General features: G+C 40.7%; 10 protein-coding genes. 6 read left to right on the top strand and 4 right to left on the bottom strand.

Annotated elements, in window-relative coordinates; all coding sequences use genetic code 11:
* Positions 1–65: 65 nt before the first annotated feature.
* Together JK130_RS09845 and glmS are read left to right on the top strand one after the other, a co-directional pair.
* Positions 66–848: a DeoR/GlpR family DNA-binding transcription regulator gene (locus JK130_RS09845; protein WP_218354146.1), complete on the top strand. Its 783-nt coding sequence runs from the start codon at positions 66–68 to the stop codon at positions 846–848.
* A gap of 3 nt (positions 849–851) precedes the next feature.
* On the top strand, positions 852–2,684 hold the full coding sequence (gene glmS, locus JK130_RS09840; RefSeq protein ID WP_218354145.1) for a glutamine--fructose-6-phosphate transaminase (isomerizing): 1,833 nt from the start codon (positions 852–854) through the stop codon (positions 2,682–2,684).
* A gap of 301 nt (positions 2,685–2,985) precedes the next feature.
* On the opposite strand, the gene JK130_RS09835 is transcribed toward glmS, so the two are convergent.
* From JK130_RS09835 to JK130_RS09820, 4 genes are all read right to left on the bottom strand, one after another.
* Positions 2,986–4,191 carry an IS4 family transposase gene (locus JK130_RS09835; protein WP_218354245.1) on the bottom strand — a complete coding sequence of 402 codons (1,206 nt, stop codon included), beginning with the start codon at positions 4,189–4,191 and terminating at the stop codon, positions 2,986–2,988.
* Between the two features lie 267 nt (positions 4,192–4,458).
* The gene (locus JK130_RS16830) at positions 4,459–4,890 is read right to left on the bottom strand and encodes a GtrA family protein (RefSeq protein WP_218354144.1); all 432 of its coding nucleotides are present in this window, start codon (positions 4,888–4,890) and stop codon (positions 4,459–4,461) included.
* A complete protein-coding gene (locus tag JK130_RS09825) occupies positions 4,875–6,275 on the bottom strand; it encodes an ArnT family glycosyltransferase (protein WP_220099524.1) in 1,401 nt (466 codons plus the stop codon). Before JK130_RS09825 ends, JK130_RS16830 begins: the two co-directional genes overlap by 16 nt.
* Positions 6,275–7,282: a glycosyltransferase family 2 protein gene (locus tag JK130_RS09820; RefSeq protein WP_218354143.1), complete on the bottom strand. Its 1,008-nt coding sequence runs from the start codon at positions 7,280–7,282 to the stop codon at positions 6,275–6,277. The genes JK130_RS09825 and JK130_RS09820 overlap by 1 nt, the downstream gene beginning before the upstream one ends.
* Positions 7,283–7,724: 442 nt before the next feature.
* On the opposite strand from JK130_RS09820, the gene JK130_RS09815 reads away from it, so the two are divergent.
* The 4 genes from JK130_RS09815 to JK130_RS16770 all read left to right on the top strand — a co-directional run bounded on the left by JK130_RS09815 (position 7,725) and on the right by JK130_RS16770 (position 12,121).
* On the top strand, positions 7,725–9,077 hold the full coding sequence (locus tag JK130_RS09815; RefSeq protein ID WP_218354142.1) for a sulfatase-like hydrolase/transferase: 1,353 nt from the start codon (positions 7,725–7,727) through the stop codon (positions 9,075–9,077).
* Positions 9,078–9,155: 78 nt separating this feature from the next.
* A complete protein-coding gene (locus JK130_RS09810) occupies positions 9,156–9,932 on the top strand; it encodes a DUF3108 domain-containing protein (RefSeq protein ID WP_218354141.1) in 777 nt (258 codons plus the stop codon).
* Positions 9,933–10,034: 102 nt separating this feature from the next.
* Complete coding sequence (locus tag JK130_RS09805) at positions 10,035–10,706, top strand: response regulator transcription factor (protein ID WP_218354140.1); 672 nt, start codon at positions 10,035–10,037, stop codon at positions 10,704–10,706.
* Positions 10,703–12,121, top strand: a complete 1,419-nt coding sequence (locus tag JK130_RS16770) for an ATP-binding protein (RefSeq protein WP_218354139.1) — start codon at positions 10,703–10,705, stop codon at positions 12,119–12,121. Before JK130_RS09805 ends, JK130_RS16770 begins: the two co-directional genes overlap by 4 nt.
* The last annotated feature ends 679 nt before the right edge of the window (positions 12,122–12,800 follow it).

The following is a 12,800-nucleotide window of genomic DNA, read 5'->3' as shown; positions in this document are numbered from 1 at the left end:
GCAGGTTGTCAGTTAAGATTAATTGTAGTTTAATATCTTTCATAGTGAAATAAAAAAGTTTCGATATGCAAAAGCGAAATACTCAACAGCGTCGTGATGCCATAGTTAATTGGGTGAACGACAATGGTCATGCACAGGTAGATGCTCTTGCCAAATTATTTGGTACGTCTGAGGTTACCATTCGCAAAGACTTAAGTATTTTAGCGCAGCAAGGCATGTTGGTACGCCAGCTTGGCGGTGCAGCCCCTGTGTCAACGGCAAGCATAGCATTAGCAAACTCAGCCCCATCTTTACCCGCACCCCAAAAGCGGGCCATTGGCGAGCACGCCGCAGATCTGTTACACGACAATGCCAGAATTATTATTGACTGCGGCAGCACCACCGAAACAATACTGCCTTATTTACGTGCATTTTCCCGTATGGTGGTTATGACTAACTCGTTGAAAACAGCAAACTATTTAACCGAGCAAGACAACGAGCCCACCGTTCTTATGACAGGTGGAACCTGGGATAAGCAATCGCAGTCGTTTCAGGGGCATATGGCAGAAAAAGTCACTCAGGCCTATAGTTTTGACTATGCTTTTATAGGCGCAGCAGGCATTGATGTAGAGCGGGGCACCACAACATTTAACGAATTAACCGGACTTACAGAAACCATGGCCAGTGCGGCCAGAGAAGTTGTCATTATGGCCGAGTCGAGCAAACTTGACCACCGTATGCCTAACCTCGAATTACCCTGGAAGTCTATTACTTACCTGATCACCGATGGCGACATTAGTCCGGCAGTGAAACAGGCAATTTCTGATCAAGGCGTAACGGTATTGATAGCCACGCCAAACGGAGTATGAAGTATGTGTGGAATAGTAGGAGCCGTTGCCGAGCGTAACGTTGTAGAAATTTTACTAGAAGGCTTAAAGCGTCTTGAGTATCGCGGCTATGATTCAGCGGGTGTGGCGCTGTTACAAAAAGACGGCACCCTAAATCGTATTCGTCGTACCGGTAAGGTGCAGTCACTGGTTGATGCCATTGACGATGAAAACGGACGAGGTACCACAGGCATCGCGCACACCCGTTGGGCCACCCACGGCGGCGTGACCGAAGCCAACGCACACCCGCATTTTTCAAATGAGCGCATTGCGGTCGTACACAATGGTATCATCGAAAACTACATGGACCTGCGTGAAGAACTGCAAAGTAAAGGCTATACCTTTACCAGCGATACCGACACCGAGACGATTGCCCACACCGTTAACGAACAACTTAAGACGGGCTGCGATCTGTTAAAAGCGGTACAGCAATCGGTGAAACAGTTTCATGGTGCCTATGGCACGGTCATTATGGACAAAGAAGACCCCTCAAGAGTAGTGGTTGCGCGTTCAGGCAGCCCATTGGTTATTGGTCTGGGTTTAGGCGAAAACTTTATAGCCTCTGACCAAATGGCGTTATTGCCGGTTACCCGCAAATTTATCTTTCTTGAAGAAGGTGACGTGGCTGAAGTAACCCGTCGCGAAGTCAATATTTTTGACAAAGACGGCCAGCCTGTTGAACGTGAAATCATTGAGTCGAATATTGAACATGATGCCGGCGACAAAGCCGGGTATCGTCATTATATGCTTAAAGAAATTCACGAGCAGCCTACCGTGGTTCGTAATACCCTTAAAGACCGCCTTACCGAAACCGGTTTGGCCGCCAATATTTTTGGTGAAGGCGCCGACGATATTTTATCTCGGGTTAAACATGTGCAAATTATTGCCTGTGGTACCAGCTACCATGCCGGCATGACCGCCCGTTATTGGCTTGAGCAATACGCCAATGTGTCGTGTGGCATAGAAATCGCCTCAGAATTTCGTTACCGCAAATCGGTTGTACACGAAAACAGCTTGTTGGTTACTATTTCGCAATCAGGTGAGACCGCCGATACGCTGGCTGCCTTACGCCTGGCTAAAGAGTTGGGTTATATGTCCAGCCTGACCATATGTAATGTACCGGGTTCATCGCTGGTACGTGAGTCTGATCTGGCTTTCATGACCAAAGCGGGCGCCGAGATTGGAGTGGCCTCAACCAAAGCTTTTACCACTCAGCTAACGGCATTTTTAATGTTAACCCTGGCCATCGGTAAGCATAATGGTTTGACCGACGCTGATAATCAAAGCATTGTTCAGGCACTGCATAGCTTGCCAGCCAAGCTGGAAGAAACTCTGACCATCAGCGATGGCATAGAAGACCTGGCCGAAGAATTTGCCGATAAAAACCACAGCCTGTTTTTAGGTCGTGGCGATCAGTATCCCATTGCGATGGAAGGGGCACTGAAGCTTAAAGAAATCTCGTATATTCACGCTGAAGCCTATGCTTCGGGCGAGCTTAAACATGGTCCCCTGGCGCTGATAGACGAAGAAATGCCGGTTATTGTGGTTGCACCTAATAACCAGCTGCTTGAAAAACTGAAATCTAACGTAGAAGAAGTGCGCGCTCGCGGCGGCATTATGTATGTGTTTGCTGATAAAAATGCCCGGTTTGTGTCTGATGAAACCATGCGGGTTATCAATGTTCCACATTGCGAGCCGGTAATCGCGCCTATTATCTATACCTTGCCATTACAACTGTTGTCTTACTACGTTGCCCTTATCAAAGGTACTGATGTAGATCAGCCACGAAACCTGGCAAAATCGGTCACGGTGGAATAATACTTATTGAAGTTGTTTAAGCGCCGTCACTTCCAGTCCCAGGCTGGAAAGCTATAAATAAGGCTGGAAAATAGCTATTTGGGAAAAAATACTTAATGACCTAATAGTTATGTCCACCTCTTAGTAGAGCAATACAAAAACCAGCTGTGTTATGCAGCTGGTTTTTTTGTATTCAGACGGGCCGATAAGTTATTAAACACTCCCGGTTTCGCTGAAATTGAGCATGTTGATTTTAAAGCTTGATTGGAAAACGTATTGGGGGCCATGTACATGCCACTACACTGGGCACTGGGGGATCCCCTCATAATTCAGGCACTCCGGTAACGTGGACCCGCCGGATGTATTGCGTTATAGCCCATCGAATTTTAGTGATTGAAACGGGGTAATCCCGTCGCCGTTTCAGAACTTCCCGACCGAGTCTTATTAGTGATAGGACCGGACGGTTTCGGACAGTATTAGCCTGGAAGGCATGCTGCCAATTATGCTTGTGCGCTATTATTCCAATCAGCCTTAGTAGCCATTCGGCAAGCATTGCAATGAGCAACAGCATATCGAATCGTTTAGGGCAACGTGTTCTGCTGTGTCGCAGTCCCAGCCCGTATTGAGGGCTTTTCATATCGCGGAAACTTTCTTCTATTTGCATTCGTTTGGCATAGAGGTTGACGAGTTTCTTTGAGGGCAGTGATTCCGCGGGGATATTCGTTGCCAGTAGCCAGGGCTCTTTACTGCTATCACGATAATTTTGCTGTGCATTGTGATGACGCCCGGCTTTGGAAGAGCGCTGGTCTTTACGCCCTTTGGATTTAGCTTTAAACAGATGCAAACAGGCATTAATGGGGCTTTTTCGACCTAATTCACCGGTTCCCAGGTAACGCGCTCTGGAATTGGCTGAGGGGAAAAAGGACTTGTTGCTGCGCCATTTGGATTGACCCTGTTCACGAAAACCGACTTCACCACGGACACGTCCAAGCCAGAACCAATCAAACTTTTCAACTTCCCGGAACCAGGTGTTGCGATAGCCCGCATCTGTGACGATAAGCGGGCAACAGCGCTCAGGCAGTATGGCTGCCAATTCTCGTATAAAGGGATTGTGACTGACCGGTGAGTTATATTGAGAAAATGGAAATACCCGCTCATAAAGGATGACAGAACGTCCTTCAAAACTCACTGAGGCTCGCAGGGTTTGATGGCGCATTTGTTCTCGCACATCAGACCAATCTATTAGGATTATCGGCATTGGATTCGCTCCGCAAAGAAGTCGTGCATGCCACCGATAAATATCGAATCTCTCGTTGTGTAAAGCGCGATTACCAAGTAGTCGATCGATACGTTTAATGTTGTGCTTCGCCGCGACGGGCCCGGTAATATTCCGGCCCAACTCGGTAAGAGAAAGTTGCTGTCCGTCAAGCAACGATTGCACAGCAACCATCAGAGAGGAAAGGCGTTTTTGATGCAAATTAGGGCATTGATTCTTAAGCAGATCATGTAAGATAGAGATATCACGCATGGTGTGTTGTTCTGGTATGTTTTTGGCGAAATGAATTAGATCAAATTGCGCCATGCGTGTCTATATTATTGAATCTGCTTTAATTTATGAGGGGATTCGCTAGCACTGGGCATTATTGGCCACTACAGGTATTTACAGTATTAATATTTTGAACAGAGGATTATGCATGTATTAACCTAAAACCTTCGATAGGAAAAGGTTACCGGCTCAGTTCTAATTTTGTTTTTAATTGTTTTGATTTTTCGCTAGTTTGTTATTTCACTTCAACTAATGCGGCAGACTACAACTTGAATCTTGTCTAAATACAAATTGACTACTCAATAGGTAGTTGGTAACTATACCTGCACTTGTACCAAAGCCAAATGCAATTACCGTTGAGACTATATGCGCAGGTAAAAGACTTAATAAAAGAGTGAATAATAGCAAGTTAGGGCAAAGAGATACGATGCCGGCCACTATTGCTTTGATATACTGTTTGTGCAATTGAATATGATCTCGGTCAGAAAAAGTCAGTAGTCGGTTGCCAACACATGTGACCAATACTGCAATCACGAAAGCAACAACCCTTGAAACATGCGTATCAATTCCAAAATAAAAAGAAAGGCTTGCGAATACACCCAAGTCTATTCCAAATGCGACTCCCCCAACTAACAAAAAGCGCAGTTTCTGTGAGTGAGATTTGGTTATTGAGGGGTGCATAATAAGAGATGATGCCTTGTATTCTTGCTTATTAGTTTGCACGCTTCTGTCAAACCTTTATTAGATGCTTTCCGCGAATTAGCCACAAGGTAATAAGAGCTGTTTAACTCCATTGGTCCATCCCATTCTTTCACCACTTTTGCTTTGCCACTTGTATAGAATCTCCCCGAAAAACTGCGCTTTCCTAAGTAATACAACGGTAGTTTTTCATCTGCATTGTTAAGCAATAATTTGTCACTTTTGTTTTCTGAGATCTGCGGGATAAACCAGATAAGGTAAACAACCATTAAAACTGGCGTCAGGAAACTAGCGAGGACATGATAGAATTTCACGCTAGAATCAAAACGAGCGATTAGTAATGCCAGTGCAGGAATGCCAGGTAATGCATAGATTGCAAGAATGTTTCCCGAAAACGTAAATAAAAGCATTGGACTTATCAGCCAACAGATTAAATAACTATTTAACTTGGCAAAGCGTTCATTTTTAGATGATTTAAATATTTTTTTCCTTTTTGCTTCAGAAAATAAGCTTGCTATAAGGAAAAAAGACCAAGGAAAACCAATAGCTACCCAATATAGCCATATGATTCCTCTAGGCTCACTGTGCGCCGTTCCATACAAGTCTCCTTCCCATCCACTTTGAATGAACCTAAGAACATGCTCGCCAATAATAAAATAGTTAAGAAATCCGGGGGTAGCTTGTTCTGCTAGCAAATACCAGGGTACGGCGATGAACATGGAAAGTAGAAAGCCAGACACAAGAGGTATGCGTTGGAATAGCATTTTGGCGCCTTTCAGAATACCAAAATTAAACACTAACCATGGTAAAAGGGTTAGTCCAATTAGGACAACAATAATAGGTCCTTTAGCGAGCAAGCCTATACCTATACCGGTAAATCCTATATATGCATGGAAGCGTGAATTCTGATACCAACAAGTAGCAAAACCAGTCATTGCCATTGTCATACCTAACAACAACAGAGCATCAGTCATTATCATGCCGCTAGCCACAAAGAAACCTAGTGTGGTTGTAAGCACAAGACCCACTAAAGGTACTGATAATAAAAATCGTTTCGCGAAAAGACTCGCGACTATAAGAGTAAGGATACTTGTAAGGAGGTGGGGAAGCCTCATAGAAAACTCGGAAATACCAAATGCTTTTCCACCCACTGCGCTTATCCAGGTATGCAGCGGGGGTTTCCCCCAAAATGGAACATCATAATCGAATTGTGGGGTTACCCAGTTGCCTGTTTCAACCATGATCCTAGCAATTTCACCATACCTTGCTTCTGTTGTATCAATGAGCGGGTAAAGGCTCAAAGTGAACATTCTAAAAATAATGAAGCCAGCAACCAATAGTAACAGGGGATGGATTTTCCGAAACACTATGTATTCACTCTCTTTTTACTTAGTGATTGAACTTGAGCAGGACGATTGTGATGTTGCACTTCTTCTTCAATGACATATCTTGGTCTATTTTGTACCTCACTGTAGATACGACCGATGTAAGCCCCCATTATTCCTACTGTTAACAACTGAAAGCCACCTAATGCGAGGACTGTAATCATTAAGGTTGGGTATCCGGTCACAACCTCTCCCCAGAGCATGGTTTTCATGAAAACAAACATGCCATAAAGAAAGGAAGCTAAAGCAAGCAAACCACCAGACCATGTCGCGATTTGCAAAGGTTTTGTGCTAAAGGATGTAATGCCATCCAGAGCAAGTTTGACTAATTTTAGAAAAGGCCATTTTGATTCGCCTGCTCGCCGAGCGCAGCGATTGAAGTTAATAGTAGTTGTGTTAAATCCCGGCCAAGAGAATATGCCTTTCATATATATGTTTCTTTCTGGCATAGCGTTAATGACGTCGACTACATTTCTGGCAATCAATCGAAAATCACCCACGTTTTCTGGAATGTAGGTATCTGACAATTTATTGAGTAATTTATAAAACCCTTTGGCGCAGACTAGCTTAAACCATGACTCACCTTCTCTAATAGTTCTTTTCATGTTGACTACGTCTGCACCAGCTTCCCATGCTTCAACCATATCGATAATGAGCTCAGGTGGATCTTGTAGGTCGACATCAATAATTATGACAGCATCGCCAGTCGCTGCGTTTAAACCTGCGCACAAAGCTGCTTCTTTGCCAAAATTACGACTCAATTTAATTAATTTTCTTTTATCACTTATGCTTTTTCTGTTATTGATTAAATTACAAGAGTTGTCTGTACTTCCATCATCCACAAATAGAAGTTCAGTGTGATATGCCAATTTTTTCAATAACGGTTCGATTCGTTCAAAGAAAATAGGAAGGACCTTACTTTCATTAAATACGGGTACTAGGATTGATATTGATTTAACATTGGTGTCCCGTAATCGATGTTGTTGCATTGGCAAATACTCACAATTAAAGTTAGTAGCGAGAGTATGCAAATGCAAGCTTAAGATTAACTGAAAATTTTTTGAAGTTAACCATAATTTCCAACTAAATTTTAATAAGTGGGTTCCATTGTTTTTATTAAGTTTATCTTCAATATAACTTAAGTTTATTTATGTAACCTCTAAATCTAGTTAGCTCTGCAAAAAGCCAGACATGGAAATAACCCGACAAATAAAAAACCTATTTAAACCTCTGAGAACACCAAAACCTTTGCATTTAGTGGTAGTGATAGTATCATTGTGGTTACTGTTTGCTTACAACACTCCATTTCTCACGGAGATGTGGCGTGCGCTCGGCGAATACTCGGTATCAGTTGTATCCCTTTATGCATTAATAGTGATTTGGCTACTTGTTCTCAATGTCTTATTAATATCACTTTGTAGCATACGGTTTTTGTTTAAACCTTTAATTATTATTTTATTTTTTATCAGTACGGTTTTATTATTTAGTAATTTGAGTGGGAAACAATATAACCCTTCTGCGTTTAATTTTTCAGAATGGGTTGAAGGTGGCGGTCGATTCTTATCATTTAAATTTATTAGCATGCTTTTGGGGTTGTGGGTAGCTCCTTCGCTTATCCTTTTAAAAGTTAAAGTAGACTGGGGAGGGTTGAAAAAAGAAGGCCTTAACTATATTTTTACGATAGTATTAGCTAGTCTTTTTCTGTTCTTTATTTACAAATTGATAGAAGATGCAGTCACTCCAATATATAAGAGTGCTCGAATGACACGAAGTGAGGTGATTCCTTACCACTTTATTGATAGCAGCAATAAGTATATACAGCAGATTTGGTTTTCGCCTGTTCTCAATTTTACGATATTTGACAAGGCGCCGTATATCGATAGAAAATCTGCTCCTAAGACAGTTTTGTTAATTATTAGTAAATCTATAAGGTCGGACTTATTCAATCAAATAGTATTATCAGAAGGTAAACAGGTACATTCGCAAACTACGCGTATTGAAGCATGCAACACATTTAGCGACTCGTCTTTACAATGTATGTTTTCTTTGCTTTCCGCGCCTGAGTATAGTGAGCTAAAAGCATCGCACCAACAAAACTTGATTGACTTGTTAACGTTAGCGGGTGTGAATGTGTTTTGGTTAAGCAACAATCAACCTTGCGGAATAATTTGTCAAAAATCAGACATTGAAGAACGCGGTGTAACTTGTGATCAAGCTAATTGTTTAGATGAACAGTTATTTGCAAATCTACTGACCGATACACTAAATAATTTGAATCCCGCTGAATCAAATCTTATAGTCATTAGAACGAAAGCAGTGGGCTCACCTCTTTATTCAAAATTTTACCCAATCGACTACTCCAAATATACACCGGAATGTGTAACTCTTTTAGTCAGAAGATGCAGCGATCAAGCACTTATAAACAGCTATAAAAATGCATTGTTATATTTAAAGTCGATGTTAGAAAGGGCGGCCGCCCAGCTTTTTGCTTTCCAAAGTAGGCACTCATCTCTTGAAGTTTCACTAATTTTCACTGCTGAATTCGGAGAATCATTAGGGGAAAAAGGGCTATATTTTCATGGAACTCCAAAAGCTATAGCACCAGAGGAACAGTTAACGGTTCCTATACACATCGTTGACCCAAGATTGCCTAATAATTGCTTATCTCAAACACATACTAATCTTACTTATAACACCATTCCTCATTCGCTGTTAGGGCAATTCCACATCAAGTCCAAAGCATATAAACATTCGTTTGATATCCAAAATCTCTGTTTAAATTAACCTTTTAAACGGAGTTAGAAAACGCACACAATTCTTTTATAAACCAAAACTTGTTAACTTGACTAACGGAGAAACTGATTGTTTATCTACATTCTAAATATTCGTAATATTGGTGTTACATTAGTTATATACATACTTACACTTTCGCAAGCTTTTGCCATAAATCTCACTTCTGATTTAGATAAACCCTTGCCCGCAGTGGATATCAAGAACTGTCGGGTGGCGAATTATCATCTTCAATATAATGCATTTAAAGGTCATATCAAACTTGGTCGTGCCACTAAACAACTTAGTCATGAATCACAAACTAGTCAAGCAACGCTTCTCTCAACTGTGAGAGTATCCGCGGGGCCTTTGAAGTTCGTTCAAGAAGAGGGAAGTGTCCTATCACAATATGATACATTGGGATTCACAACGAGTACGTATACGTATAAGAGCAAAAAGCCTTTTAAAAAATTCACTCGCAAAGAATATGCGGTAAATAATCTATCGCCAGAGAAGCAAAGCCTTTTAAAAACCAAGACTCTCTTGGACCCATTAGCTGTTTATGAGCATCTCAGAGAATTAGTATGTTCAGGATTGAGGGAAGATGTGAATTTTAAAATCAAAGAGGATGATGGTGAGCAAACTTACCAATTTATCTACAAGGGTCTCCAGCAGTTAACCCTTAATAAGGGCACAATCAATACCATTTTGTTAGTAAGAACCAGACAGAATAGCTCTAGAGAAACGTCGATTTGGTTTGACATCGACAAAGCTTTCTTACCTATTAAAATTGTACAAAAAAAAGATGGTAAGCTTCAAGCCAGGCTTGAAGCTACTTCGGTAAAATTTTCACTGCTAACAAATGAGTAAGCCTTGGCCACATCAAAATGACTTATCGTTTGGGAATGATTCAGTGAAATTTCAGCAAACCTTAAGTTTAGGCATGCAGACTCTAAAATTTAAGGGCGTACTATGAAAGTATTACTAATAGAGGATTCGTCATCACTACGCAGAAGTTTGGCGGCGGGATTGAGAAACTTAGGTTTCACTATCGATGAGACTGGCGATGGTTCAGACGGTTTAAGTATGGTCCTGACGGGCGACTATGATGTTATCGTTTTGGATATCATGCTACCCAGTTTAGACGGTTTAACGGTGTTAAAAACCCTCAGGCAAAATAAGCTAGATACGAGAGTATTGCTTCTATCTGCCAAGAGTGAGCCTGAAGATAGAGTCAAAGGGCTGCTAACTGGAGCCGATGACTATTTAACGAAACCATTTTCGTTTGAAGAACTGCACGCCCGTTTACTTTCGTTATTACGACGTGGAACCCTTAGAAGGGAAATCGATAAAATTGAAATAAATGGCTTAACATTGGATATGCAGCTCAAAACGCTTCGTTTCGAAACTAAATTTATCGATCTGACTCCTAATGAATACAAAATTGTAGAGTGCTTATTTACAAACCAAAATACGATTGTAACTGCCGAAAAACTGAGCGAGCATATTGCTGGTCAATATGATGCGATATCCAAAAATTCTATTGAAGCACATTTATCCTCAGCGCGTAAAAAAACGAAAGTGGCTGGCAGCCTTTTACCTATAGTGACTAAACGCGGCTTTGGGTATATGGTGATTCAGTGAAAATACAGTCGATTCATCGCCAACTCGTTAAAAATTTATCCATATCAATTACGCTTGTTACAGTAATAATTCTTTTAATGACAGATATAGCGATTGATAAATGGGTACACGATGAATTTAATCGAGCTATGCGGACCAAAGCTCACCTATTAACCACCTTGGTCAAAGAAGATGTACACAACATAGAATTCGACTTTGCTGGTGAGTTTATGCCCGAATTTGAAGGTGAAGTGGATCCGGAATATTATCAACTGTGGCTAGGAAAAGAAGTTTTCGAACGCTCTGATACCTTAGATATTTTTGCTACTAAGTCTCTACCCTATAAAAATGCCACGGTTGGCGAAGAGCTTTTAATAGCGGCTGAATTGCCAGACGGTAGAGATGGGAAGATATTATACTATCGATTTTTTCCTCAAATCGACTCTGATGATAGGCAAGAGTACAATAAATTAATTGCCAGTACTGGTTATCAGCAAAAACCTATGTTGCTAGCCTATGCTATGTCAGCAGAAAAACTTCATTTTTTAACTTGGATGATTGATATTAGTTTTTTAGTCTCAGCTTTGCTCGTAGCTTTTATTGTAAGGACAATTGTTAAAAAAACGGTTAAAAAAGGCTTAACACCGCTGGACGAATTCACCCAGTCCTTACTGAATATTAGCCTCGCCGATAAGTCGGCGGCAGTAAATTTAGTTAATAAAGTAGAAGAGCTTATTCCTATTCAAAATAGTATTAACAAGTTCATTGACGAGAATAGAAATCTATATCTTAAAGAGCAACGACTCACGTCTGACATAGCACATGAGTTAAAAACCCCTATTGCAGAGCTTATTAGTCTAACTGAAGTGTCGATTAAGTTTCCAGATGATATAACAATAGGTCAAACGTACAAAACTGATATTTTAGCAATCAGTTCTCGATTACAAAGCATAGTCGCAAATATCTTGCTGTTTCATCGCTACAGTCACGACCGCTTTGAGAAAAATGATGTTTTTGACCCGGTGCAAGTTATAACTCGACTTATTAATTCGAGCCCTCGTTGTCTTATAAATAAGCTTAGCGAGATAGACCCGATTAATTCAAACCTATTTGCTTTTGAAAGTATTTTTACTAATATATTAAAAAATGCTCATCACTACAGTCTCGAAGCCACTGATATTATTGTTTATATCAAACAAACGTCAAGATATTTGAGTATTTCTGTCAGTAACACCTCCGCTTCGTGTTTACGCGATGACGATTTAAACAACATGTTTGACCCTCTTTGGCAAAAAGACAGTGCTCGAAGTAGCACTGAAAATTTTGGGTTAGGATTATCGATTGTACAGACATTTGTTTTAGCACTCGAGGGAGATATATCGGTTTCATTAAGAGAAGAAGTAATTACTTTCACAGTGTTATTTCCCATTTTATGATGCCTAGGGTTATAGCCTAAAACAAATAATGTTGCCTCAACGAAAAATGCTCTCTTACGGCTCAGACTAAAACATCATTTTTAATTCCCCTCTAACCTATATCTTCCACTTATTTTTCTCACAATTTTATACTTAACTAGTGATAGTAGATTGTTGGTCCATGTTTTCGTTTGCTGCTATCGAAACTTTAGTTGACTGTGGGAGGGAGATACTCGCTCTTTCGGGCCTCTCAAAAATATTAGTTTGGCGGCAGCGGCTATTAGTATTCTAATATCGGTTGTAGTTTAGAGTGGTATGCTCTTTTTCCAATTCAACTAAAATTAAGTAAATGCTCAGTAAAAATTAAGTGAGCCTTAAGATATATAAGTTATTGTCTAACTAATTACTGACGGGTGTTTACTTCGAAGGATGTGAGACTGAAATCTCTAGATTCGTCCAATAGTTAGACAAATATTTACTTTGCAATATTTTAATTGTATGTGAAGTTTTTAAAACAGTAAATTCAAGCGCGTTTGCTTGAGTGAACAGCGTCCGTTTTCGCGGCTTTAAGTGCTTATTATGGAATAAGAAATCATCTAGAATTCCTGGGTGTTTCTATGTTTCCCGAATTCAGATAATAAGTGCACCACTCATGGTTAAACGGTGAGAAGAGATCAACTGCCTGTTGGTGGTACTCTGT

Source organism: Alteromonas lipotrueiana, assembly GCF_019249245.1.
Classification (GTDB): Bacteria; Pseudomonadota; Gammaproteobacteria; order Enterobacterales; family Alteromonadaceae; genus Alteromonas; species Alteromonas lipotrueiana.
Note: the sequence above shows the minus strand (reverse complement) of the source record. Positions and strands in the feature narration are given on the sequence as shown.